This is a genomic window from Amycolatopsis sp. NPDC114478, from assembly GCF_055633805.1.
Map to the genome: position 1 here is coordinate 18,442 of NZ_JBVKDO010000038.1, position 24,877 is coordinate 43,318.

General features: G+C 71.8%; 21 protein-coding genes. 12 read left to right on the forward strand and 9 right to left on the reverse strand.

The annotated features are described in order from the left end of the window. Window positions 1-101 precede the first annotated feature (101 nt). Window positions 102-953, reverse strand: coding sequence for a coproporphyrinogen III oxidase (locus ACZ7OH_RS49115; protein WP_470287245.1), 852 nt, complete (start codon window positions 951-953; stop codon window positions 102-104). A 40-nt stretch (window positions 954-993) separates the two neighbouring features. Next, window positions 994-1,431: a PPOX class F420-dependent oxidoreductase gene (locus ACZ7OH_RS49120; protein WP_470287246.1), complete on the reverse strand. Its 438-nt coding sequence runs from the start codon at window positions 1,429-1,431 to the stop codon at window positions 994-996. 118 nt (window positions 1,432-1,549) lie between these two features. Here ACZ7OH_RS49120 and ACZ7OH_RS49125 point away from each other — a divergent pair, with 118 nt between their 5' ends. From ACZ7OH_RS49125 to ACZ7OH_RS49145, 5 genes are read left to right on the forward strand one after another with little or no spacing between them, the layout of a single operon-like run. Then, on the forward strand, window positions 1,550-3,022 hold the full coding sequence (locus ACZ7OH_RS49125; RefSeq protein ID WP_400890041.1) for a hypothetical protein: 1,473 nt from the start codon (window positions 1,550-1,552) through the stop codon (window positions 3,020-3,022). Continuing rightward, on the forward strand, window positions 3,022-3,822 hold the full coding sequence (locus ACZ7OH_RS49130) for a hypothetical protein (RefSeq protein ID WP_400890043.1): 801 nt from the start codon (window positions 3,022-3,024) through the stop codon (window positions 3,820-3,822). Before ACZ7OH_RS49125 ends, ACZ7OH_RS49130 begins: the two co-directional genes overlap by 1 nt. 11 nt (window positions 3,823-3,833) lie before the next feature. After that, the gene (locus ACZ7OH_RS49135) at window positions 3,834-8,294 is read left to right on the forward strand and encodes a coiled-coil domain-containing protein (protein ID WP_470287247.1); all 4,461 of its coding nucleotides are present in this window, start codon (window positions 3,834-3,836) and stop codon (window positions 8,292-8,294) included. 37 nt (window positions 8,295-8,331) lie between these two features. Continuing rightward, a complete protein-coding gene (locus ACZ7OH_RS49140; protein ID WP_470287248.1) occupies window positions 8,332-9,120 on the forward strand; it encodes a TIGR03620 family F420-dependent LLM class oxidoreductase in 789 nt (262 codons plus the stop codon). After that, window positions 9,087-9,443 (forward strand): ArsR/SmtB family transcription factor, encoded by a 357-nt coding sequence (locus tag ACZ7OH_RS49145; protein WP_470287249.1) that lies wholly within the window; start codon window positions 9,087-9,089, stop codon window positions 9,441-9,443. Before ACZ7OH_RS49140 ends, ACZ7OH_RS49145 begins: the two co-directional genes overlap by 34 nt. Here the strand turns inward: ACZ7OH_RS49145 and ACZ7OH_RS49150 are convergent. Next, window positions 9,424-10,068, reverse strand: coding sequence for a LysE family translocator (locus ACZ7OH_RS49150; protein WP_470287250.1), 645 nt, complete (start codon window positions 10,066-10,068; stop codon window positions 9,424-9,426). The two genes, ACZ7OH_RS49145 and ACZ7OH_RS49150, sit on opposite strands and share 20 nt — an antisense overlap. A gap of 72 nt (window positions 10,069-10,140) precedes the next feature. On the opposite strand from ACZ7OH_RS49150, the gene ACZ7OH_RS49155 reads away from it, so the two are divergent. The 6 genes from ACZ7OH_RS49155 (at window position 10,141) to ACZ7OH_RS49180 (ending at window position 16,098) form a co-directional block, all read left to right on the forward strand. Further along, on the forward strand, window positions 10,141-11,319 hold the full coding sequence (locus ACZ7OH_RS49155) for a winged helix DNA-binding domain-containing protein (protein ID WP_470287251.1): 1,179 nt from the start codon (window positions 10,141-10,143) through the stop codon (window positions 11,317-11,319). Window positions 11,320-12,279: 960 nt separating this feature from the next. After that, on the forward strand, window positions 12,280-13,284 hold the full coding sequence (gene gap / locus ACZ7OH_RS49160; RefSeq protein WP_103336099.1) for a type I glyceraldehyde-3-phosphate dehydrogenase: 1,005 nt from the start codon (window positions 12,280-12,282) through the stop codon (window positions 13,282-13,284). A gap of 4 nt (window positions 13,285-13,288) precedes the next feature. Next, window positions 13,289-14,503, forward strand: coding sequence for a phosphoglycerate kinase (locus tag ACZ7OH_RS49165; protein ID WP_470287252.1), 1,215 nt, complete (start codon window positions 13,289-13,291; stop codon window positions 14,501-14,503). After that, window positions 14,503-15,288 (forward strand): triose-phosphate isomerase, encoded by a 786-nt coding sequence (tpiA, locus tag ACZ7OH_RS49170; RefSeq protein WP_470287253.1) that lies wholly within the window; start codon window positions 14,503-14,505, stop codon window positions 15,286-15,288. Before ACZ7OH_RS49165 ends, tpiA begins: the two co-directional genes overlap by 1 nt. A 127-nt stretch (window positions 15,289-15,415) precedes the next feature. Beyond that, window positions 15,416-15,646 carry a preprotein translocase subunit SecG gene (gene secG / locus ACZ7OH_RS49175; RefSeq protein WP_086845181.1) on the forward strand — a complete coding sequence of 77 codons (231 nt, stop codon included), beginning with the start codon at window positions 15,416-15,418 and terminating at the stop codon, window positions 15,644-15,646. Window positions 15,647-15,753: 107 nt separating this feature from the next. Then, window positions 15,754-16,098: an RNA polymerase-binding protein RbpA gene (locus ACZ7OH_RS49180; protein ID WP_086671261.1), complete on the forward strand. Its 345-nt coding sequence runs from the start codon at window positions 15,754-15,756 to the stop codon at window positions 16,096-16,098. 519 nt (window positions 16,099-16,617) lie between these two features. Here ACZ7OH_RS49180 and ACZ7OH_RS49185 read toward each other — a convergent pair. Continuing rightward, complete coding sequence (locus ACZ7OH_RS49185) at window positions 16,618-17,817, reverse strand: sensor histidine kinase (RefSeq protein ID WP_400890058.1); 1,200 nt, start codon at window positions 17,815-17,817, stop codon at window positions 16,618-16,620. Between the two features lie 291 nt (window positions 17,818-18,108). Further along, complete coding sequence (locus ACZ7OH_RS49190; RefSeq protein WP_470287254.1) at window positions 18,109-19,209, reverse strand: FAD-dependent oxidoreductase; 1,101 nt, start codon at window positions 19,207-19,209, stop codon at window positions 18,109-18,111. Between the two features lie 124 nt (window positions 19,210-19,333). Here ACZ7OH_RS49190 and ACZ7OH_RS49195 point away from each other — a divergent pair, with 124 nt between their 5' ends. Further along, the gene (locus tag ACZ7OH_RS49195) at window positions 19,334-19,906 is read left to right on the forward strand and encodes a TetR/AcrR family transcriptional regulator (RefSeq protein WP_470287255.1); all 573 of its coding nucleotides are present in this window, start codon (window positions 19,334-19,336) and stop codon (window positions 19,904-19,906) included. Window positions 19,907-19,949: 43 nt separating this feature from the next. Here the strand turns inward: ACZ7OH_RS49195 and pgl are convergent, their stop codons facing one another. Genes pgl through ACZ7OH_RS49215 form a run of 4 tightly spaced genes read right to left on the reverse strand, consistent with a single transcriptional unit; the run spans window position 19,950 to window position 24,872 of the window. Next, a complete protein-coding gene (pgl, locus tag ACZ7OH_RS49200; RefSeq protein WP_470287256.1) occupies window positions 19,950-20,729 on the reverse strand; it encodes a 6-phosphogluconolactonase in 780 nt (259 codons plus the stop codon). Next, complete coding sequence (gene opcA, locus ACZ7OH_RS49205; RefSeq protein WP_470287257.1) at window positions 20,726-21,733, reverse strand: glucose-6-phosphate dehydrogenase assembly protein OpcA; 1,008 nt, start codon at window positions 21,731-21,733, stop codon at window positions 20,726-20,728. The genes pgl and opcA overlap by 4 nt, the downstream gene beginning before the upstream one ends. Further along, the gene (gene zwf / locus ACZ7OH_RS49210; protein WP_470287258.1) at window positions 21,730-23,253 is read right to left on the reverse strand and encodes a glucose-6-phosphate dehydrogenase; all 1,524 of its coding nucleotides are present in this window, start codon (window positions 23,251-23,253) and stop codon (window positions 21,730-21,732) included. The genes opcA and zwf overlap by 4 nt, the downstream gene beginning before the upstream one ends. Further along, complete coding sequence (locus tag ACZ7OH_RS49215; RefSeq protein ID WP_470287259.1) at window positions 23,250-24,872, reverse strand: glucose-6-phosphate isomerase; 1,623 nt, start codon at window positions 24,870-24,872, stop codon at window positions 23,250-23,252. Before ACZ7OH_RS49215 ends, zwf begins: the two co-directional genes overlap by 4 nt. Between the last annotated feature and the right edge of the window lie 5 nt (window positions 24,873-24,877).

Sequence of the window (24,877 nt, forward strand, 5' to 3'; positions counted from 1 at the left end):
GGACAGATCTCACACCCTCCGAGCGGGCCGTGTCAATACTCGACACGGGCGCTCACCCTTGGTGAAGAAGGGTTTCCCGCTGACCGGTGCGCGCTCGCGCGTCAGCCGGCGATCCGGGTGTCCGACGCCGCGGTTTCGCCCGCCCAGTCGCGCGGTTCGAGGAAAGCGGCCAGCTCCGCTTCCGGGCTCCCCGGCTCCGGCGCGAACCCGGAGTCCCACCGGACCAGCGGCGGCAGCGCCGTCAGCACGGCCTCGGCGTCGGCCCGCGTGGCCGACGCGGCGTGGAAGAGCGCGGACTCCACGAACCGGCCGCGGCGGTGCAGCTGCCACTGCCGCTCGCGCTCGCCGTACGGCAGCTCCCGCCGCCGGCGGACGATCGGGAGGTACGCGGGCGCGATGGCGGCGATGCCCGCCGCCGTGAACGCCGCGCCGCGCCGCCAGCCGTGCGGCCCGGACGGGCTGAGGTGGTCGAAGGCGATGCCGCCGATCCCGTGCGGCTCGGCGCGGTGCGGCAGCCGGAACCGGTCGTCGGCGGCCCGCTTCGCCTGCGCGTGGAACGCCGGGTCGAGCGTGTCGCAGTGGGTCTTGAGCACCCGGTGGAAGTGGGTCGCGTCCTCGGCGAAGCCGTAGCACGGCAGGAGTTCCGCGGCCCCTTCGAACCACCACGCGTCCCCGGATTCGCAGTACCGGAAGGCCGCCCGGAACGCGGGAACCCTTGGGTTGCGCGGGTGCAGCACGACCGACAGCCCGGTGGCGAAGAAGTCGCTGTCGTCGGCCGACGTCACCGAGATCCCGGCGCGTTCGAAGACCTCGCCGTCCTCCAGCAGCCGTACCCGGCCGCGGCCGAAGCGGGCCCCGCCGTCCAGCCGTTCCAGCTCGGCGACCAGCTCGCGCCGGCCGGAGCTCAGGATCGCCTTGACGGCGTCACGTCTGTCGTCCTCACCCGGAAGCATGACCCCCACCCCCGCGGGCGAGAGTACCAGCGAAACCAGGTCAGCCGGCGATTTCGGCCCGCGCGACGACCTTGGTGATCTTCGCCCGGACGAGCGATTCCTCGGGGACGGCGTTGCGCTTCCCGTACTCCTCGCCGCGCTCGGTGCCCATGTACCGCGCCCCCAGGCGGGTCGCCCACTCGAGCATGTCGTCGTAGTCGTGGGTCAGCCGCGCCTCCGCGCTGAACTGCACGTACGAGTACGGCGGCTTCTGGTCGTCGACCGCGAGGGAAATGCGGCCGTCGCGAGCGATGGCCTTCCCCTTCAGCGTCTCCGTGCCGGTCGTGAAGATCAGCTCGTCGCCGTCCGGGCCCTCGTTCAGCAGGAACCACACCGGCGTCACGAGCGGGGCGCCGTTGGCCCTGACCAGGCCCAGCATGCCGGTCCGGGTGCCTTCGGACGCGAACTTCCACCACTCTTCGCGGCTCATCTCACGCATGTGAGCGACGTTAATACAAACACTGCGACGCGTCAGCGTCACCGTTGAGGGTGGTGGTGGGGGCATGGATGGAGTCACCCGCGCGTGCGCAGAGGGTGGCCGACTAGCCTGGCCTGCTGTGCGAGACGACACCGGGGGAACAGGACTGGCCGACGAGGGGCTGACGCGCCGCCTCAAGGCGCTGGCCTGCACCGCGCCGCTGCACGACCTGGACGCGCGCAAGGCGAAGCTCGACTGGGCCGACGCCACGATCTACCAGATGGCCGAGATCGCGCTGCACACGATCGACCAGGTCACCATCGCCATGGACTTCGACACCGGCGCCGGCCACGACCAGGTCATCGACCGGCTGCTGCCCTTCATCGCCCAGCAGGCGCCGTCGCGGATGCCCGAGGAGCACGTCCGCGTCGCCAAGTGGGTCCTGGACAACCTGATCAACGTCGGGACGACCGACCGCGGCTTCCGGCGCGTCTACGGCTCGATCGGGCCCGGCGGCTACCAGCGGCGCCAGTTCGACTTCAAGCTGCTCGTCGAGCTGGCCGCGCCGGACGGCGAGGTCTACCTCCGCGCCACGGACGAGGCCATCAACGTCCTCGTCGGCGCTCTCGACACCGACGTCGAGTCCGCCCAGATCGCCGCCGAGGTCAAGCTCGAGAACCTCATCAACCGCGGTCGCCTGGCCGACGCGAAGCTCGCCGCCGAGCAGGCCCGCTACCGGACCGTCCAGTACGGCGAGACCCTGCGGGCGAAGCTCGACGCGACCCGCCGCGACGTCCGCTCGGTCGACTGGGAACGCGAGGTCCCGGAGCTGCTCGACAGCGCGCTCAGCCACATCGAGGCCCGCTTCCGCGCCGAGAACGCCATCCTCAAGAACATCACCACCGCCCGCGACGAGACCGAGGACCTCGACCGCAAGCGCCGCGCCGCCGAGCTCGTCGACATCGTCGGCGACTGCATCCGCCGCCACACCCGCCTGCAGTCCCGGCTCGCCGACGCGGGCGCGGTGTTCCGCGCCGAGCAGGACCGCCAGCAGTTCTCCGGGCCGCCCCAGCGCGCGACGCTCGACCTGTTCGGCCAGCTCCTCGTCCCGACGCTCGGGCTGCCGCTGGCCGACGCCGTCGCCCCCGTCGAGCACTTCTTCCACGCCGCCGCCGGGATCACCGCGCCAGTCGTGCCGTCGCTGTCGTCGCTGGTCTCGCTGCTCCTGCGCCCCGCGCCGGAACGCGACCAGCTCGTCGGGGAGATCCCCGAGCCGGAGCTGATGCCCGCGGAGACCACCGACCGCTTCGGCGACGACGTCTGGCGCGCCGCCGACGAGCTCCTCGACCTGCCCGAGGTGCCGCGCCGGCTCTCCGGCCTGCTCGAAGAAGCCCGCCGCAGCCGCCAGCCCGGCCTCGCCGCCCTGGTCGCGCTGCGCGCCGTGCACGCCTACAGTCCCGGGGTCGGCGCGGCCCGCCGCCAAGGCGACCGGCACGTGCTGCTCGCGGTCGACGACGGCACGCTCCTCGACGACCCGGAGTTCGGCGGCGCCGACCTGCTCCTGTCCACCGCCGCCGTAGAGCGTGCCGACGAAGAAGAGGAAGTCGCGTAATGGCGCTGTCCCACAGCAGCGTGGACGCCGAAGCCGCGGCCCGGCTGGTCGCCTTCGGCATGCGGCCGAAGCAGCTGCCCGCGCGTGACGTCGTCTACGGCGACCTCGTGCGCCGCTACGGCGAGGACAACGCGTTCAAGGCCCTCACCCACGCCGTCGCCGCCGGGCTCGGCCTCATGGTCCTCGAGGTCAACCAGCAGGCCGGCGCGGTGCTGGCGGCCACCGACGAGTCCGTCTTCGAGATCAAGATGGACTCCTACGCCCGCCAGGCCAAGATCCGCGAGCGCCGCGACACGGAGAAGGTCCTGCACGGCCTCATCCACCTCGCCACCGCCGCGCTCGGCTACCCGCGTCCCGACGACCTCGCCAACGACACCTACATCGGGCGCGTCAGCGTCGAGCAGGTCGACGCGATGGTCCGCGAAGCCGCCCGGATGCTCGACGAACGCGCCGCGCAGGCCGAGGCCAACAACGACCCCCTGGCCGACGCGCCCGAGCTGGAACAGGCCTGGCGCGCCTACACCCGCCGGCCCGCGGCCGCGGCCACCAAGGACGGCCGGCTGGCCGCCGACACCACCCGCGGCATGGTCTCCCGCGCGCTGCGCTTCCTCGCCGAACAGGGCTTCCTGGTCCCGGTGAGCGACGAGCAGGGCGGCACCTACCGGACCACGCCGCGCTACCAGATCCAGGTGCGGGAACTCGCCGCCGACGCCGCCTTCGACGACTTGCTCGCGCTCGACGTCGTGGCCGTCGCGAACGCCGGGGGCACGCTGCGCGCGACCTCGTCGGACACGCTGTAAAAGGGGAGTAGATGTACGAGCTTTCGCGGGTCCGCCTGCATTCCGTGGGCCCGGCGGGTGCGCGCTACCAGGACGTCGTGCTCGACTTCAGCGGCGTCGGCGCGAAGATCACCGCGCCCCAGCAGGACGCGCTGTTCAGCGCCGGCATCCACGCGACCGGGCCGGCCGAGCTGCGCCGCCCGTCGCCGGCCAGCGTGCTGTTCCTGGAGAACGGCGGCGGCAAGTCCGTGCTGATCAAGCTGATCTTCTCGGTGATGCTGCCCGGGCGCCGCCAGGTCGTCGGCACCACCAGCACCAAGGTGCTCGAGAAGTTCGTCGCCGCCAAGGACGTCTCGCACGTCGTGCTGGAGTGGCTGCACGTCGAGAGCGGGCACCGGATCATCACCGGCAAGGTCTCCGAATGGCGCGGGCACGTCGTGTCCGCCGACTCCGAGAACCTCGCCGACTCCTGGTACTGCTTCCGCCCGACCGCCGCGCTGGGGCTCGATTCGCTGCCGATGACCCAGGACGGCCGGCTGCTCACCATGTCCGGCTTCCACGACAAGCTCGCCGCGGCCCAGCTGGCCGAGCCGGAGCTGGAGCTGTCCTGGACCCGTCGCCACCACGAGTGGACCGGCCGGCTCGACACGCTCGGCCTCGACACCGAGCTGTTCCGCTACCAGCGCGCGATGAACGCCGGCGAGGGCGAGGCGGCGGACGCGTTCGCGTTCGGCACCGACGACGCGTTCGTCGAGTTCCTGCTGCGCGCGGTGATCTCCGAAGAGGAGCCGAAGGACCTCGCCGAGGTCGTCGCGACGTATGCGCACAACCTGGCGCAACGCGGGGATCTCCTGGCGGAACGCGACTTCGTGGCCGGCGCCCTGGACCTGCTGGGCCCGCTGGCCGCCGAAGAAGGCGTCGCCGCGGAGTCGCGGAAGATCGCGGAGTCCGCGAAGGCCGACATGGCCGCGCTCGCCGCCCGCGTCGTCGCGCGCAACGAACTCGAGAACGCGCGGCTGTCCGGGCTCGAGGACCACGTCACCGAGGTCAAGTCCGCGGAGAAGCTCGCCGAGGGCGACCACCGGCGGCTCGCCGCGGCCGTCACCGAGCTGCGTCGCTTGGTCGCGGTGCTGCGCCTGGACGAAGCCCAGGAGGTCCGCAAGCGCGTCGACGCCGAACTCGCCGCGGCGAAGACCGAGGCCGAGGCGTGGCGCGAGACGGCGACCGTGCTCAACCAGCTGAACTCGGCCCGCAAGGCGAAGGACCTGCGCGAGCTGGTCGGCAGCCGCGAGGAGAAGGCGCGGCCGGCGCTGAAGGCGCGCAACGACGCCGCTTCGGCGCTCGCACGCGGGTTGCACGCGCTGGCGCAGGACGCCCAGCGCCAGGCCGACAAGGCCGAGGCGCACGCGGGCGCGTTGCGGGCCGAAGCCGAGAAGGCGCAGACCGAACGCGACGAGGCCGCCAACCTCGTCGCCGGTCGCCGGGCCGAGGCGCGCGGGCTGACCACCCGGATCACTGAGCTGCGCGAAGAAGTCCAGAACGCCGTGCGGGCCGGGCTGCTGCCGTCGGGGGCCGACGTCGCCGAGGCGTCCCGCGCCGCCCGCAGTGCCGCCGAAGCGGCCACCGCCGAACTCGCGCGGCGCGAGCAGGAACTCGACCGCGTCGCGACGGATCTCCAAGCGGCGCAACGGGCCGTGAACGAGGCCCACCAGCTCGCGGGCACCACCCAGGACCGCTTCGAGCGCGCCACCGAGGACCTCGACCGCGCCCACCGCCGCACCGACGCGCTGGCCGCGGAGGGGCGGCTGATCGAGTTGCTGGGCGCGGACGACGTCGCTCTCGAAAGCGACCTGCCGGTGCTGCTGGAACGGCTGCGCGAGGCGAGCGCGGCCGTCGAGAAGGAGCAGACCGCGCTGCGGATGGAGGAGTCCGCCGACGAGCGCGCGCTGGCGGCGCTCGGGTCCGGTGGGCTGCTGCCGCCGCCGGAGGACGTCCAGGCCGCCCTCGACGCGCTGGAGGAAGCCGGGATCACCGCGTGGTCCGGCTGGCGTTATCTGTCCAAACTGGACGCCGGGCGGCGTGCCGAGGTGCTGGAGACCTTGCCGCAGCTGGTGTCCGGCGTGCTGCTGAACGACGCCGCCCACGTGGACCGCGCCCGCGAGGTGCTCACGAAGCGGCGGTTGCTGCCGAGCGCGACCATCGCCGTGGGCACCACCGAAGCACTCCTGGCCGAGGCGCCCACCGCGCCCGGCGTCGAGTTCCTCGTGCCGCCGAACCCCGCGATGTACGACGAAGAAGCCGCCGACGCCGAGCGGGAAGCCGTCGCGCGGCGGCACACCGAGCGGCAGCGGCGGCTGGAGTCGTTGTCCGCCAAGCTGTCCGCGGACGGCGCGTTGACGTGGAAGCTCACGACCTGGCGCGAGGACTACCCGCCCGGCGCCGTCGCGACCCTGGCCGAGCAGGCCCAGGCGGCCCGCACCGCGCGCGAGACCGCGCGCACCGCACTGGAGCAGGCCGACGCGGAATTCGCGCGGTTGAGCGAAAAAGCGGCGTCGCTGCGCGAGCGCGTCCCCGAGCTCCGCGCGGCCGCGACCGAAGCCGAGGAGAAGGCGCGGCGGCTCGGCGAGCTGGGTGCGCGCAGCGCGCGGATCACCGAGTGGACCGAAGACGTCGAGCGCGCCACCGAGGTCGCCGAGCGCGCCGACCTGCAGGCCGCCGACGCGGCGGGCAAGGCCGCGCGGCTGCGCGAGCAGGCGGGGGAGGAGCAGCGCACCGCCGACGGCCACCGCCGCACCGCGACCACCGCGCGCGCCGAACTCGCCGAGGTGCCGGGCGCGGCCGACGCCGCCGAAGGCCCGGTGCCGTCGGAACCGGTCGACGCGCTGCGGCGGACGTACCTGTCGGCGTCCGAGTCGTACGCGAAGGTCGAGGTCGGCAGCGACCTGCGGGCCGAGCTGGAACAGGCCGAGTCCGCCGACGCGGCCGCGGGATCGGCCGTGGAGTCGCTGGACGAGGCGGTCCGGGCCCGCGCGGCCGAGCTGCTGGAGACACCGGACGGCTCCGACGCGTCCGCCCGCGCGGCCGCGCTGGCGCGCGCCCGCCGCGTCGTCGACGGCCTGGAAGACGAGCGCACCGAAGCCATCGGGCTCGTCTCGACGCGGCGCGCCGAGCTGGACGCGCTGCCGCTGCAGAACGGCGTCAACGGCGAGAAGCCGCGGGACATCGAGCACGGCCTGGAGCTGATCGACGCGGCCGGCCTGGAGGCGTCGGCCGCCGCGCGCAAGTGGGAAGAGCTGCAGGAACGCCGGGCGGCCGCGGAGGCGACGCTGGAGTCGGCCCGCAGTTCGGCGTCCGGGTTCGCGCTGCTCGCGGAGTCGATGGCCCACCTGGTCACCGACACGGACGCGGACGCCTACGACGGCGACGTCGAGACCGCCCGCGCCCAGCACAGCCGCCTCAACGCGACGCTCGGCCAGGCGCAGGAAGCCGCCGACGCGGGCGACCGCCGGGTGCGCGCGGCCGCGGACCAGCTCGCGCAGTACGCGACGGAGAAGCGGTTCGAGAAGCTGAGCACGCCGGTGCGCCAGCAGGTCATCTCGGTCAAGCGCGACCAGCTCCCGGCGCACGCCGCCGAGTGGGCGGAGGCGCTGCGGCCGCGGCTGCGGTCGCTCACCGACGACCTCGCGCAGATCGACCGGCACCGCGGCGGCATCATCACCCGCCTGCAGGGCATGGTCGACGGCGCGCTCCGGACGTTGCGCTCGGCCCAGCGCGTCTCGCGGCTGCCCGACGGCCTCGGCGACTGGTCCGGGCAGGAGTTCCTGCGCATCCGGTTCACCGAGCTGGAGGACAACGCGCTCACCGAGAAGCTCGGCGAGGTCGTCGACGAGGCCGCCGTCGGCAAGACCGCGGACGGCCGGGACGTCAAGCGCGACGGGCTTTCCCTGGTGCTGCGCGGGGTCCGGGCCGCGGCGCCCAAGGGCTTCCGCGTCGACATGCTCAAGCCGGACTCGGTGCTGCGGACCGAACGCCAGCGCGTCTCGGAGATCCGCGACGTCTTCTCCGGCGGCCAGCAGCTGACCGCGGCGATCATCCTCTACTGCACGCTGGCGGCGCTGCGGGCCAACAACCGCGGCAAGGTCCGCAACCGGCACTCGGGCGTGCTGTTCCTGGACAACCCGATCGGCCGCGCGTCCGCCGGGTACCTCCTGGAGCTGCAGCGTGCGGTCGCCGAAGCACTGGGCGTGCAGCTGATCTACACGACGGGGCTGTTCGACGCGGGCGCGCTGTCGGAGTTCCCGCTGATCGTGCGGCTGCGCAACGACGCCGACCTGCGGGCGGGCCGCAAGTACCTGTCGGTGGACTCGACGATCCGCAGCTCCCTGGACGACCTCGGCGACCCCGACGGCGTCGCGCGGCTTTCGGCGACCCGGATGTTCACGCGGCCGGCCGAAGCGCCGGCGGATTCCGCTGAGGACGAACAAACGGCGTGACGGGAACATCTTCCGGAGTTCCGTGGTTGCCGGGCGCATGACGAACCTGGGGGCGCTGGGCGCCACGTTGGGCACGACCGGGCCGGAGACCGTCGCGGCCGCCACCGAGCTGGAGGAGCTGGGGTACGCCGCGCTCTGGCTGCCGGGCGGGCAGGGCAGCAACCTGCCGCTCATCACCGACGTGGTCCACGGGACCGCGAAGATCCCCGTGGCCAGCGGCATCCTGCCGGTCGACCGGGTGCCGGCCGCCGACGTGGCCCGGGCGTACGCGGACCTGCCGGCGGGGCGGTTCGTCGTCGGCCTCGGTGGCGCCCACGTCCCGCGTCCGCTGGCCACGCTGAACGACTACCTCGACGAGCTGGACGAGACCGTCCCCGCGTCCGCGCGGATCCTTTCGGCGCTCGGCCCGAAGATGCTGGAGCTGGCGCGGGACCGTGCGGCCGGCGCGTACCCGTTCCTGGTGACGACGGACTACGTCGCTTCGGCGCGTGAGATCCTCGGTGCGGGGAAGCAGCTGATCGTGCTGCTGAACGTCGTCCCGGAGTCCGACGTGTCGGCGGCCCGCGAACGCGCCCGTTCCGGTTCCCTGCGGTTCCTCGCCGGGATGCCGGGTTACGCCAACAACTTCCGGCGCATGGGCTTCACCGACGCCGACATCGCGGACCTCTCGGACACGCTGGTCGACGGCCTCACGGTGCACGGCGACCTCGACGCGGTCGTCGCCCGCCTGCGCGAGTACCGGGCGGCGGGGGCGGACCAGGTCGTCGTCCCGGCCGGTGACCTGCCCCGCGAATGGTGGCCGGCACTCGCGGAGGCCGTGCGGTGACCTCGGCGCGGGCCCGTGGCCTCACCCACGGCGTCCCGGCGGAGGTGTCCTTGCAGGACGCCCTCGCCGCGGTCGCCGACCCCGTGCGTCGCAGCATCCTGCGCTCGCTCGCCGAGGTGCCGGAGTGGTCGAAGGCGTGCGGCACGTTCGACCTGCCGGTGGCGAAGGCGACGCTCAGCCACCACTTCGGGGTCCTGCGCGCGGCGGGGTTGATCGAGCAGCGCGACGAAGGCCCGCGGCGGCTGAACCGCTTGCGGCGTCCCGAATTCGACGCCGCGTTCCCGGGGTTGCTGGACCTGGTGCTCAGTCACCCCGGCCGGTGAACGCCAGCGTCGTGCCGAGGCCGATCATCACGAGCCCGCCGGTGCCGCCGACCATCTCCAGGCGCTTCGGCGAGCGGGCGAACCACGCGCGGGCCGTGCCCGCGACCAGCGCCCACGCGCTGTCGGTGGCCAGCGCGATCGCCGGCAGGCACAGGCCGAGCAGCAGCATCTGCGCGGGCACCGATCCGACGGCCGGGTCGACGAACTGGGGCAGCAGCGCGGCGAGGAACACGATCGACTTCGGGTTCGCGAAGCCGACGACGAACCCGTCGCGCAGCACGGTGACGACCCGGCCGGGCGTCGCGCGCACCCGGGCGGCCATGGCCTCGGTCAGCTTCCGGCGGTGGCGGAACGCCTGGATGCCCAGGTAGACGAGGTAGATCGCGCCGGCGATCTTGATGGCGGTGAAGACCGCGGCCGACGTCGTCACGAGCGCGCCGAGGCCGAACGCGACCGCGACGACCTGCGTGTAGACACCCGCGGAGTTGCCCACGACGGTGAGCAGGGCGTCGCGGCGCCCGACCGTGAGCGCGCGGCTGATGGTGAACAGCACGCTCGGCCCGGGAACGACGACCATGAGGAACGTCAGCGCGGCGAAGGCCGCGAAGTGCGCGCCGGAGACCATTTCGTGAGGCTATCCCCGGGCCGGACCGGGCGACCAGCGGTTTTTGTCGGTGGGCGGTGGTAGGTATTGCGGGTGCCTCCGACGATCAGCACCTCGCAGCGCCGGGCCCGCCTCGCGGTCCGCCACCACCTGGCCGCGCCGGCGGCCACGGTCACCGACGCCGTGGCCGGGGTGGTGGCCCTGCACGCCACCGACCCGGCCACGGTCCACCTGTCGGCGTCCGCGCGGCTCGCGTCTCCAGGCGTTTCCCTGGTGGAGCAGGCGTTGTACACCGACCGGACGTTGCTGCGGCTGCTCGGCATGCGCCGCACGGTGTTCGTGACGAGCCTCGACACGGCGGCGCTCGTGCAGGCCGCGTGTTCGGCGGACATCGCCGTCAAGCAGCGGAAGCTCCTCGAACAGCACCTCGGGCAGCAGGGGTATCCCGAGAACGTGCCGGAGCCGGGGAAGTGGCTGGCGGAGGTCGAGGAGTCGGTGGAGGCGGCGTTGCGCGCCCGCGGTTCGGCGACGGCGCAGCAGCTGAGCGAGGACGAGCCGAGGTTGCGCCAGCAGCTGCTGATGGCGGCCGGGAAGCCGTACGAAGCGATCGGCAACGTGACGAGCCGGGTGCTGTTCCTCTTGGCGGCCGGTGGCCGCATCGCCCGCGGCCGCCCCCGCGGCAGCTGGCTCAGCAGCCAGTACGTGTGGCACCCGCTGGACGCCTGGGTGCCGGGGCTGCGGTCGTGGGACCCGGAGGAGGCCCGGGCGGAGCTGGCCCGCCGCTGGCTGCGCGCGTACGGCCCGGCGCCGGTGGCGGACCTGCGCTGGTGGACGGGCTGGACGGCGACGCAGACGAAGAAGGCATTGGCTGCGGTGTCTCCGGTGGAGGTGGACCTGGAGGGAGTACCCGGCGTGGCCTTGGCGGACGACCTTTCGCCGGTGCCCGAGCCGTCGCCGTGGGTGGCGTTCTTGCCGGCGTTGGACCCGACCCCGATGGGCTGGCAGGAGCGAGAGTGGTTCTTGGGTCCGCACAGGCCGGCGCTGTTCGACCGCAGCGGCAACATCGGCCCGACGGTGTGGGCATCCGGCCGGATCATCGGAGGCTGGGCACAGCGAGCATCGGGGGAGATCGCGTACCGGCTGTTGGAGGACGTGGGGTCGGAGGTCGCGGAGAGGGTGGAGGCGGAGGCGGATCGGTGTGCGAGTTGGTATGGGGAGGTCAGGGCGGTGCCGCGGTTCCGGACCCCGCTCGAACGCGAGTTGACGGCGTAGGGGAGGGGCTGCCGGTCAGGTGGGATGACGGGCCGGGCCGAGCCGCGCTGAGGTCGGGCCAAGCCGGACCAGGCTGGGCTGAGGTCGAGCCGGGCACAGCCGAGCCCAACCAAGCTAAGCCTGGCCGGCCGAGCCGGGTCCCGCTGAGCCGAGCCGAGCCGCGCTGAGGTCGGGCCGAGCCAAGCCGAGCTCGGGCCGAGCCGGGCCGAGCCGAGGTCGGGCTGAGGTCGGGCTGAGTCGAGCCGAGTCGCGCTGAGGTCGGGCGCAACCGGGCCGGGCCGGGGTTGAGCCGGCCCGAGCCCAGCTCGGCCGGGATGAGCCGGGTAGAGCCCAGCCGAGCCGGACCGGGCCGAGCCGCGCTGAGGTCGGGCCAAGCCGGACCGGGCTGGGCTGAGGTCGAGCCGGGCCCAGCCAAGCCCCACCAAGCTAAGCCGAGCCGGGTCCGGCTGAGCCGAGCCGCGTCAGCCGAGCCCAGCTCAGCCGAGCTGCGTTGCGGCCCATGGGCCGCGAGTGCCTGCCGAGGTGACTCGCGCCGAGCCAAGCCCGCCCCGAAACTGTGCCCGCGGCCGCCCTCTCCTATCGCTGGATCGGTCGAGTCATAGACCTCACGCCGCCCCCGAAAGCCGCCCCGAGCCCTTCTCCCAACCAGCCTTTCACCACCCAATCCCACCCAGCGACTGAATCGTTACAGCACCCAACCAGACCCACCAAGACCCGCCCACCCGCACCCACCTCAGCCAGCCGGAACCGGTCCCGCGAACAAAACCGAAACCCCCGACCGACCCACCCCCGAAACCCCACCCACACACCCCCGGCTTCTTAATCGATTCTTGACCCGTTCGCCAAGTGGTGGAAGTCTCGTCAGGGCAGTCAGGGACGCGCGCGCCCGCACGCTAGGGTTGCCGCGAGCCCGCAAGTCACGGCCGGGTCACCCGGCCGATCCCCAGAGGAGTGGCAGCAGTGACCGTTCGCGTAGGTGTCAACGGCTTCGGCCGCATCGGCCGCAACTTCTTCCGCGCCGTGCAGGCCAGCGGCCACGACATCGAGGTCGTCGCGTTCAACGACCTCGGCGACGTCGCGACCATGGCCCACCTGCTGAAGTACGACTCCATCCTGGGCCGGTTCCCGGGTGAGGTCAGCGTCAGCGACGAGGGCATCGTCGTCGACGGCAAGACCATCAAGGCCCTCGCCGAGCGCGACCCGGCCAACCTGCCCTGGGGCGACCTGGGCGTGGACGTCGTGGTCGAGTCGACCGGCTTCTTCACCAACGCCGACGCCGCCAAGGCGCACATCGCCGGCGGTGCCAAGAAGGTCATCATCTCCGCGCCCGCCAAGGGCGAGGACCTCACCATCGTGCTCGGCGTCAACGACGACAAGTACGACGGCTCGCAGAACATCATCTCGAACGCCTCCTGCACCACCAACTGCCTCGGCCCGCTGGCCAAGGTCCTGCAGGACGCCTTCGGCATCGAGCAGGGCCTGATGACCACGATCCACGCGTACACGCAGGACCAGAACCTGCAGGACGCGCCGCACAAGGACATGCGCCGCGCCCGCGCCGCCGCGCTGAACATCGTGCCGACCTCGACCGGCGCCGCGAAGGCCATCGGCCTCGTCCTGCCGGAGCTGCAGGGCAAGCTGGACGGCTACGCGCTGCGCGTCCCGGTGCCGACCGGCTCGGCCACCGACCTCACGGTCACCCTGACCAAGGCCGCGACCCTCGAAGAGGTCAACGCCGCCTACAAGGCCGCCGCCGAGGGCGCGCTGTCGGGCTACCTGCGCTACAACGAGGACCCGATCGTCTCGTCGGACATCGTCACCGACCCGGCGTCCTGCATCTACGACGCGCCGCTGACCAAGGTCATCGGCAACCAGGTCAAGGTCGTCGGCTGGTACGACAACGAGTGGGGCTACTCCAACCGCCTCGCCGACCTGGTCAAGCTCGTCGGTTCGAAGCTGTCCTGAACAGATGAGCGTCAAGAACCTCGACGACCTGCTGGGCGACGGCGTTCAGGGCCGGTACGTACTCGTGCGGTCCGACCTGAACGTCCCGCTCGACGGGGAGCGCATCACCGACGACGGCCGGGTCCGCGCCGCGCTGCCGACGATCAAGAAGCTCGCCGACGCGGGCGCCAAGGTCGTCGTCACCGCGCACCTCGGCCGCCCGAAGGGCGAGCCGGACCCGAAGTACACCCTCGCGCCCGTCGCGAAGCGGCTCTCGGAGCTGCTCGGCGCCGAGGTCGCGCTGGCCGGTGACCTGGTCGGCGAGTCCGCGAAGGCGCTGACCGGCGGCCTCGCCGACGGCGGTGTCGTCCTGCTGGAGAACGTGCGCTTCGACGCGCGCGAGACCAGCAAGGACGCCGTGGACCGCTCCGAGCTGGCCGCCGAGCTGGGCGCGCTCGTCCCGGGCGGCGCGTTCGTCTCCGACGGCTTCGGCGTCGTCCACCGCAAGCAGGCCTCGGTCTACGAGGTCGCGTCGGTCCTCCCGGCGTACGCGGGCGGCCTGGTGCTGGCCGAGCTGGACGTGCTGAAGAAGCTCACCGACGACGTCCAGCGGCCCTACGTGGTCGTCCTCGGCGGCGCGAAGGTGTCCGACAAGCTCGGCGTCATCGCGAACCTGCTGACCAAGGTCGACCGGCTGCTCATCGGCGGCGGCATGGCGTACACCTTCCTCAAGGCCCAGGGTTACGAGGTCGGCCAGTCGCTGCTGCAGGCCGACCAGCTCGACCAGGTCAAGGGCTTCCTCGCCGAAGCCGAGAAGCGCGGCGTCGAACTGGTCCTGCCGGTCGACGTGCTCGCCGCGACGGAGTTCTCGGCCGACGCCGAGCACGAGGTCGTTGACGCCACCGCCATCCCGGCCGACCGCCAGGGCCTCGACATCGGCCCGAAGAGCCGGGAGCTGTTCGCCGGCAAGCTGGCCGACGCCAAGACCGTGTTCTGGAACGGCCCGATGGGCGTGTTCGAGTTCGAGGCCTTCTCCGGCGGCACCCGGGCCGTCGCGGAGGCGCTCGTGAAGAGCGACGCGTTCACCGTGGTCGGCGGCGGCGACTCGGCGGCGGCCGTCCGTCAGCTCGGGCTGCCCGAGGACGGCTTCTCGCACATCTCCACCGGCGGCGGTGCCTCGCTGGAGTACCTCGAAGGCAAGGAACTGCCGGGCGTCGTGGCCCTGGAGGAGAAGAACTAGTGGCACGCAAGCCGTTCATCGCCGGCAACTGGAAGATGAACCTGAACCACCTCGAGGCGATCGCGCTCGTCCAGAAGATCGCCTTCGCGCTGCCGGAGAAGTACTACGCGAAGGTCGACGTGGCGGTGCTGCCGCCGTTCACCGACATCCGCAGCGTGCAGACCCTGGTCGACGGCGACAAGCTGTCGCTGACCTACGGCGCCCAGGACCTCTCGCCGCACGACTCCGGCGCCTACACCGGTGACATCTCGGGCGTGATGCTCGCGAAGCTGGGCTGCAAGTTCGTCGCCGTCGGGCACTCGGAGCGGCGCGAGTACCACGCCGAGACCGACGAGCTGGTCAACAAGAAGGTCAAGGCCGCGCTCAAGCACGGCATCACGCCGATCCTCTGCATCGGGGAGAAGCTCGAGGTCCGCGAGGCCGGCGAGCACATCCACCACACCACGACGCAGCTGATCGAGGGCCTGAAGGGCCTCAAGGCCGAGCAGGTCAAGGACGTGGTGGTCGCGTACGAGCCGGTCTGGGCGATCGGCACCGGCAAGGTCGCCTCCTCGGCCGACGCCGAAGAGGTCTGCAAAGCCATCCGGGCGACCCTCCAGGAGAAGTACGGCGACGAGGTCGCTTCGTCCGTCCGGGTGCTCTACGGGGGGTCGGTGAAGTCGGGCAACATCAGCGAGCTGGTGGGCTGCGAGAACATCGACGGTGCCCTGGTCGGCGGAGCGAGCCTCGACGGCGAGGAGTTCACGAAACTCTGCGCACTCGCCGCGGGCGGGCCGCTGCCCTGATCGAGGCCACGACCGGGTAGCCTGTGTATCCGGTCCGTCACACAGCAGTGGACGAGTCCAGGGGTACGGTGGTGGTCGGAAACGACCATGCCGTACCCCTGCATTCTCCTAGAGCCCAGAGGATGACATGAAGCTGTTCCTGCAAATCCTGTTGATCGTCACCAGCGTCTTCCTGGTGGTCGCGGTGCTGCTGCACCGGGGCCGGGGCGGTGGCCTGTCGTCGCTGTTCGGCGGCGGGATGCAGTCGAGCCTGGCCGGGTCGAGCGTGGCCGAGAAGAACCTCGACCGGATCACCCTGCTGCTGGGCGCGGTCTGGCTGATCAGCATCGTGGGCCTGGGTCTGCTGCTCAAGGTGTGAGGCGTCCGGCGTTCCACCGTCGATCGCGACCGGGTCACGACGGGGGAGCGCAGCGATTCGGCGTGCCTATTGGGGGGCGCGCCGCCGATTCCTAGGTGTGAGGATTCATGGTTGGCGGTAACGCGATTCGGGGCACCCGGGTGGGTGCCGGTCCTACGGGCGAATCGGAACGAGGAGAATCGGCGCCGCGGCGCCGGGTCGGCTACTGGTGCGCCAACGGCCACGAAGCCCGGCCGTCGTTCGCGCTCGACGCGGAGATCCCGGACGAGTGGGACTGCCCCCGCTGCGGCCTCCCCGGCGGGCAGGACGAGAAGAACCCGCCGGCCGCACCACGGACCGAGCCGTACAAGACACACCTGGCGTACGTGAAGGAGCGGCGCAGCGACGCCGACGGCGAGGCCATCCTGGCCGAAGCCCTCGAGCGCCTGCGCCAGCGCCGGGAGATCATCTAACTTCGGCGGCCGAGAGCCACCCCGGGGCCACCTCGGGGTGGTTTTTCGCGCGTTCCGGACGTGAGCAGCCCCGTTTTCCAACCCAAGCGGACATGGTTCGTCGCGGCGAGTTGACGGACGAGGCGTGGGCGGCGATCGAGCCGCTGCTGCCGCCGCGGCAAGGCGGCGGCCGGAGACGGTGATCGTGGACAAAGCGTATTCGCATCCCGCGACCCGCCACGCGATGCGGGAGCGATCGCCCACCGCGCCGCCTACTACCGGGCCGAACTCACTCCTGGTGCCGGGCGCCGGGACTGCCGAATCCGCGCGGCAAGGCCTTTCGGCCATGGAGGACGCTTTCCGCGCCTGAGCAGCCCCCGATTTCCACGCTACCGGCGACCCCCGATAGTTCCGCACGGAAAAAGCCGCGAACGGCGAATCCCGGCCCATTCAGTCCGGAATCCGCCGTTCGCGGCTCCATCGAATCCGAAATCGTCGTACCCCGCCGATAAACTGGATACCGGGGGCCGGCGGCCGCCCTCAGCGATCCAGCGGGTAGCGGGCCCGGACGCGGAACCCGCCGTCCTCCGTGCCGGACGTCTCGAAACTCCCGCCCAGCAACCGCGCCCGCTCGGCCAAGCCCGTCAACCCGTGGCCGCCCGAGGGCAGGGCCTCCGCCGTTCGGCGGGCGCGCTCGTTGCGGACCTCGATCTTGAGCGCTCCGTGCTCACCCTGGATGCGGATCGTCGCCGTCGCGCCCGGGGCGTGCTTGTGGACGTTCGTCAGGCACTCCTGGACCGTCCGGTACGCCGCCGCCGAGACCTGGTTCGGCAGCGCCTCCGGCAGGTGCTCCACCGACAGGTGCACCGGGACCTCCGAGGTCCGGATCAGCCGGTCGAGGTCGTTGATCCCGGGGCGCGGGCCGTCGTCGTCGGCGCCCGCGCGCAGCACGCTCAGCAACGACCGCAGCTCCTCCAGCGTCCGCTTCGACAGCGTCCGGATGACCTGCGCGGTCTCCTGCGCCCGGTCGTCGGTCGACTGGGCCTGCAACGCGCCGGCCTGCATCGCGATCAGCGTGATCTGGTGCGAGACGACGTCGTGCATCTCGCGCGCCAGCCGGGCGCGCTCCTCGGCGCGGACGGCGTCGGCGTGGAAGCGGCGCTCGCGGTCGCGGCTGGTGGCCAGCTCGGCGAGCTTGTTCGAAACCTCGGCCCGCGCGCCGATGAGCAGGCCGATCGCGATCGGCATGCCGGCGACGAGGACGCCGTAGATGCCGTCGAGGATGTGCTCGCGCCAGCTGAGCTGGGCGAAGTCCTCCAGCGGCCACTGGACGAACCGGCAGCACCACACCAGCGCCGCGCCGACCCACGTCTGCCAGTGCAGCTGACGGCGGGTGGCGAGCATCCCGAGCGTGATCATCGACGCCAGCTGCGCCCAGCCGGCGAGGAAGCCGGGGACCGCGACGAGCACGGCGAGGAACGGGAACTTCCGGCGGAACACCACCGCGAGGCACGCGGCGCCGGAGAGCCAGATCGAATAGGGCTGGGCCTTCTCGGGGATCACCAGCCACACGTCGAGCACGGCCAGGATGACCGCGGCCGCCTCGATGGCGAACGTGACCACAGCGGGGCGCGGCACCGAGCCGAACAGGCTCAACCCGCGCTTGCGCACCCGCTCGGCGGCCGATGGCCCCGAGCCGGCGATCGAGATGCCTGGAATCGAGAGTCCCTCTGTACTCATCGCTGGCGACCCCATTCGTCTTGTGGACTTGTTGGTGAGAGGTGCTCAGGGCCCGATCGGGACGCGCAGCAACGGACAAATGTGCGGATGCTAACGAGGTGGCGTACGAAGACGGTAAGTTTCACCCGTTGTCGGAGTTACGGCGTCCGAATTCCGTAGTCGACTACTCCGTCCGGGGTATGACGGCGGAAGGGTGCTACCAAGAGTGGGAGTACTGCTCCGTACTGTGCACCGAGACGACCACATCGTGGGAATCATGTTACCCACGTGTGGTCGTCCGGCAAGGGGTCATCAGGCCGCCATGGACCGGAGGTCGTCGCCGAGCAGGTCGTGCAGGCCTGTGGCGCACGCCTTCGCCGTCTCGATCGACCTCGGCAGCATCCCGGTCTCGTAGGTCCGGACAGCTTCGTCGACGCTCGGCGCCGTCGCCAGCGCGGTGGCGAGCTCGGTGCCGTCCAGCAGGGCCAGGTTCGCGCCGACGCCCAGCGGCGGCATCAGGTGCGCGGCGTCGCCGAGCAGCGTGAGCCCCGGGGTGTGGGTCCAGGCGTGCGGCACCGGGAGGACCTGCAACGGCCGGTGCGTGAACCCGCCGTCGAGCTCGTGCAGGAACGCGAGCACGCTCGGGTGCCAGTCGGCGTAGCGCTCGAGCAGGTGCGTACGCACCGCCGCCGTGTCGGCGAAGTCGAGCCCGGTGGCCCAGTCTTCGGGCGCGTAGAACGTCGCGTAGCAGCGGATGTGGCCGGTGCTGGTCCGCTGCGCGACGAGCGCGTTGCCGCCGACCTTCGTCATCAGCGTCCCCTGGCCGGTGAGCGCGGCCAGGGCAGGGTGGCGGTGGTCGGCATCGTCGAGGCCGAACTCGACGAACGTGACGCCGCTGTACTCGGGCCGGACGCCGGTGAGGGCGCGGCGCACGCGGGACCACGCGCCGTCCGCGCCGACGACCAGGTCGAAGTCCTGGTCCGCGCCGTCGGCGAACGTCAGGCGCGCGCCTGCGCCGGTCTTGGTGACGTCGGCGATCGGACGGCCCCAGCGGACCGTGCCGGGGGAGAGGGAGTCGAGGAGGAGGCCGCGGAGCTGGCCGCGGTCGATCTCCGGGCGGAAGTCGTCGCCCTCGGCGGGGCTCTCGTCGAAGACGGTTTCGCCGGTGCGCGGGTCGACCGCTCGCATCTGCTGGCCTTCGGGGCGGGCCAGTGCGCGGAACTGTTCGTGCAGCCGCGCGGTGTGCATGGCGACCTGGCCGGTGTCGCCGTGGAGGTCGAGCGTGCCGCCCTGGGGGCGGGCGTCGGCCGAGGCTTCCTGTTCGAAGACGGTGACGTCGATGTCGTGGAGCTGCAGGACACGCGCACAGGCGAGCCCGCCGAGGCCGGCGCCGACGATCGCGATGGAGTTCATGGCTTCCCCCTGGAAGTGGGTGTCGCCGGCGGGTCCGGCGGCCTGTCCCTAGAAAAGCACAGTGACTCAAAAAGTGCAACGACTCAACTTTTGAAGTGAGTCAACCATCACGTAGGCTGGGCGCATGACCGAAGTGATCGGACGCCGCGAGCGCAAGAAGGCGCAGACCCGGCAGGCGCTGGCCGACGCGGCGCTGGAGCTGTTCCTGGAGCGCGGCTACGACGAGGTCGGGGTGAAGGAGGTGGCCGACGCCGCCGACGTCTCGGTGACGACGTTGTTCAAGTACTTCCCCAGCAAGGAAGCGCTGCTGTTCGACCAGGACGACGACATCGAGGCGGCGCTGGTCCTGGCGGTCCGCGGCCGGCCGCAGGGCCATTCGATCGTGGACGCGCTGCGCGAGCACATGCTGCAGGACAGCGCGGACGGCGGCCCGAGCCCGGAGTTCATCCGGCTGATCGAGAGCACGCCGGTCCTGCGCGACTACGCCCGCCGGATGTGGATGCGCCACGAGACGGCGCTGGCGAGGGCGATCGCGGAGGAGGTGGAGGCCGCGGAGGACGACGTGTCGTGCGCGGCGCTGGCCCGGTTCGCGCTGGCCTCGCGAGAACTGATCCTGGCGGCGAAGAACCCGCGCCGGGCCGCGGAGGAGATCTTCGGCCGCCTGGAGCGCGGCTGGCGCGTGAAGCAAGACGAATAGAGAAGGCCCCCTCGGCGAACCGAGGGGGCCTTCGAGAACGAACTCAAGCCGTAGGCGGCTGGTACACCTTCGTAAGCTTCCCGGCCGCGGCCCGATCCAGCAGCCACAACGTCCGGCGGTGCCCGCGAGCCCCGGCCACCGGCAGCTGGACCTCACCGGCTCCCGACAGCGCCAACGCCACCGCGTCCGCTTTCGCCGCCCCGGCCGTCATCAACCACACGTCCTGGGCACGCCGGATAGCCGGCAGCGTCAACGTAATCCGCGTCGGCGGCGGCTTCGGGCAATTGCGCACCGCCACCACCGACCGCTCGGTCTCGTACACCGCCGGCGACTCCGGGAACACCGACGCCGTGTGCCCTTCACCGCCGAGACCCAGCATCATGATGTCGAACGACGGCACGTCGCCGTGGTCCTCCGGGCCGGCCTGGGAAGCCAGCACCGAAGCGTAAGCCTCCGCCGCCGCATCGGGATCGTCCCCGAACTCGCCGTCGGACGCCGCTATCGCGTGGACTCGCTTCGGGTCCAGCGGGACGTGGTCGAGCAGGGCCTCGCGGGCTTGCTTCTCGTTCCGCTCGTCCGAATCCGCCGGGACGAACCGCTCGTCGCCCCAGTAGATGTCCAAGCGGGACCAGTCGATCGCGTCGCGGGCCGAGGACTCCCTCAGCTCCGACAGCACCGCGATGCCCGTGCCGCCGCCCGTCAGCACCAGCGACGCCGAGCCCTTGGCCGCCTGGACGTCCACCAGCCGCGTGACCAGCCTGGCCGCCGCGGCGGCGGCCAGGAGGTCCTGGTTCGCGTAGACGACTACTTCCGTTTTGCTCATTTCTTGGAACCGGAAGCAGCCGAACCGGCCGCCGCGGCCGGCGAAGTGACGTCCGCCTTGGGCGGCGCGCCCGTCTTGCCGTTCGTGCCCGACGTGATCTTGCCCAGGCCGTGCAGAGCCGCTTCGTAGACCTCGTCCGGGTCGAGCCGGCGGAGCTCCTCGATCAGGCAGTCCTGCGTGCTGCGCCGCTGCAACGCGATCCGGCGGGTCGGCTGGCCCGGCTGGGTCAGCGTGCCCACGCGGCCGTCCGGGCGGTGCAGCTCCACCGGGCCCGAGCGGCGGTCGAGCGTCACCGAGATGATGCCCGCCGCGCCCGAGCTCTTGACCCGCTTGACCGGCACCTTCAGGTACTCGGCCAGCCAGGCCGCCAGCAGCTCGGTCGACGGCGAGTCGGCCTCGCCGGTCACCGTCGCCGCGGTGACCTTCTCGAAGGGCGGCAGGTCCAGCGCCGAGACGAGCTGGGCGCGCCAGTGCGTCAGGCGCGTCCAGGCCAGGTCGGTGTCGCCCTCGGTGTACGCCTTCGCCCGCGTGGTCAGCGACTTGACCGGGTTCTTCTCCGCCGCCGAGTCGGTGATCCGGCGCTGGGCCAGCTCGCCGAGCGGGTCCTTGTCCGGGTCCTTCGGACCGGCGCCGGGCCACCAGCACACGATCGGCGCGTCCGGCAGCAGCAGCGGCACCACCGCGCTCTGGCCCTGCCCGACCAGCTGGCCGTACAGGCGCAGCACGATGACCTCGCTCGCGCCGGCGTCGCCGCCGACCCGGATCTGGCCGTCGATGCGCGGGGCGGCCGTGCGGGCGCCCTTGGCCACCACGATCACCCGCGACGGGTGCTCGCGGCTCGCGCCGTTGGCCGCCTCTATGGCCTCTTCCAGCTTGGCGTCGTCGTCGGCCACGATCACCAGCGTCAGGACGCGCCCCAGCGCGACCTGCCCGCCCTGTTCGCGGATCTCCACCAGCTTCTTGTTGAGTGCCGAAGTCGTGGTGGACGGCAGGTCGATGATCACGGGCGCCTCCATTTCCGGCCGGTGCGCTCCAGCATTTCGTCGGCGGACGGCGGGCCCCAGGTGCCCGGCGGGTACTGCTCCGGCGACCCTTCCTTGGCCCAGTTCTCCAGGATCGGGTCGAGGATCTTCCAGGAGAGCTCGACCTCTTCGTTCACCGGGAACAGCGACGGCTCGCCCAGCAGGACGTCGAGGATCAGGCGTTCGTAGGCCTCGGGGGAGGACTCGGTGAACGCGTGCCCGTACCCGAAGTCCATCGTGACGTCGCGGACCTCCATCGTGGTCCCCGGTACCTTCGAGCCGAACCGCAGCGTGATGCCCTCGTCCGGCTGGACCCGGATGACCAGGGCGTTCTGCCCCAGCTCCTCGGTGGACGTCGAGTCGAACGGCAGGTGCGGCGCCCGCTTGAACACGATGGCGATCTCGGTGACGCGGCGGCCGAGCCGCTTGCCGGTGCGCAGGTAGAACGGCACCCCGGCCCAGCGGCGGCTCTGCACCTCGAGGGTCACCGCGGCGTAGGTCTCGGTCTTCGAGTCCTTCGCGAAGCCCTCTTCCTGCAGCAGGCCGGGCACCTTCATGCCGCCCTGCCAGCCGCCGGTGTACTGGCCGCGCGCGGTGGTCTTGTCGAACGGCTCGACCGGTTTGGTGCCCGAGAGCACCTTGATCTTCTCCGCGCGCAAGGCCCGCGGTTCGAACGACAGCGGCTCCTCCATCGCGGTGAAGGCGAGCAGCTGCAGCAGGTGGTTCTGGATGACGTCGCGGGCCGCGCCGATGCCGTCGTAGTACCCCGCGCGGCCGCCGAGGCCGATGTCCTCGGCCATGGTGATCTGCACGTGGTCGACGAAGTTGGCGTTCCAGATCGGCTCGAACAGCTGGTTGGCGAAGCGCAGCGCCAGGATGTTCTGCACCGTCTCCTTGCCGAGGTAGTGGTCGATGCGGAACACCGACTCCTCGGGGAAGACGTCGTTGACGATCGCGTTCAGCTCTTCGGCGCTCTTGAGGTCGTGGCCGAACGGCTTCTCGATGACCACGCGCCGCCAGGTGTTCTCGTCGGCGTGCGCCAGCCCGGACCGGGCCAGCTGCTTGGTCACCACCGGGAACGCACCGGGCGGGATCGACAGGTAGAACGCGGTGTTGCCGCCGGTGCCGCGTTCCTCGTCGAGGTCCTTGATCGTCTGCGCGAGCCGGTCGAAAGCGTCGTCGTCGTCGAAGGTGCCCTGCACGAACCGGATGCCTTCGGCGAGCCGGTTCCACACCGACTCCTTGAACGGCGTCCGCGCGTGCTCCTTGACCGAGTCGTGCACGAGCTCGCCGAAGTCCTGGTGCTCCCAGTCGCGGCGGGCGAACCCGACGAGCGAGAAGCCGGCAGGCAGCAGCCCGCGGTTGGCCAGGTCGTAGATGGCGGGCATCAGCTTCTTGCGGGCCAGGTCGCCGGTGACCCCGAAGATCACCAGGCTGGACGGCCCGGCGATGCGCGGGAGCCGCTTGTCCCGCGGATCGCGCAGCGGGTTCTTCCACGTCATGCGCCGACCTCCTGTACCGCGCGGACGACGGCCGCGAGGCCCGCGGCACGGTCGGTCAGGTGCAGGCGCAGCACCGGGCGGCCGTGCTCGGCGAGCACCTGGCCGTCACCGAGTGCCTGCGCGTGCTGCAGCTGGCCGAGGGTGTAGGGCCGGTCCGGCACGTCGAGATCCCGCTCGACCGCGCCGGTCAGCTGCAGGAAGACGCCGTTCTGGTGCCCGCCCTTGTGGTACTGGCCGGTGGAGTGCAGGAACCGCGGTCCCCAGCCGAACGTCGTCTGCAGCCCGGTGCGCTTGGCGATCTCACCGCGCAGCAGGGACGCCGAGGCGTCGTCCAGGCGGTCGAGGTAGGCCTGGACCGCGATGTAGCCCGCTTCCGGCGCCGAAGCGAAGAACGCGCGGAGCACGTCGGCGAGCTTTCCTTCGGTGACAACGCCTTCGGAGCCGAAGATCTCGACCGGTCCATCCACATTGGACGGCTTTTCGCCGCCCTTCAGCTTCTCCGGGTCGTCCAGCAGCGCGCGGGCCGCCTTCTTGGCCGCTTCCACGTCGGGCTGGTCGAACGGGTTGATCCCGAGCAGCCGCCCGACCAACGCCGTGGCGAACTCCCAGAGCAGGAACTGCGCGCCCAGCGAGCCGGTGACCGAGAGCTTCGCCGCGCCCTGCGGGCTGCCGACCGCGGTGGGCGTGGCGTCGGACTTGGCGTCGGCGAAGCCGGGCGCCTCCGGGCCCTCGACCGCGACCGGCAGCAGGCCGGTGCCCTGCTTGCCGGTGGACTCGGCGATCAGCTGCTCCGCCCAGTCCGGGAAACCCTTGATGCCCGAACCGGTGTCGGCCAGTACGACCTTCTCGGCGCCCGTCTCGTGCGCGGCGGCCCAGGCGGCGGCCAGCTTGACCGCCGGGTTGTCCGCCGAGTCCGCGGCCAGCTCGTCGGCCACCGAGGCGGCCTGGTCGAGCAGCCGGGCGACGTCCGCGCCGGCGAGACCGGCCGGGACGAGCCCGAACGCCGTCAGCGCCGAATAGCGGCCGCCGACGTGCGGGTCGGCGAGGAAGGTCTTGCGGTAACCCTCCTTTTCGGACAGTGCCTGGAACGGCGAGCCCGGGTCGGTGACGACCACGATCCGCCGCGCCGCGTCGATGCCCGCGTCGGTGAACGCTTTCGCGAAGATCCGCCGGTGGCTGTCGGTCTCGACGGTGCCGCCCGACTTCGACGACACCACGATCACCGTGCGCTCGAGGTCGCCGGCCAGCGCGTCGGCGACCTGGCCCGGGTCGGTGGTGTCGAGGACGGTCAGCGCGACGCCGTCGGTCGCGGTGATCACCTCCGGCGCCAGCGACGAACCGCCCATGCCGGCCAGCACGACGCGGTCGACGCCCTCGGACCGCAGTTCGGTCCGCAGCGCCTCGATCTCGCCGATCAGCGGCCGCGACGACTTGTGCAGCGTCGTCCACGACAGCCGGATCGACGCCTCGGCTTCGGCCTCCGGCCCCCAGAGCGTCGCGTCCTGCGCCGCCAGCTTCGACGCGACCTGGTCGTTGACCAGCTGCTCGGCCAGCGGCGCGGCGCGCTCCGCCAGTGCGGCGTCCACGATCTCGACGCCGGTCTTCTCACCTGTCGTCATGTCGT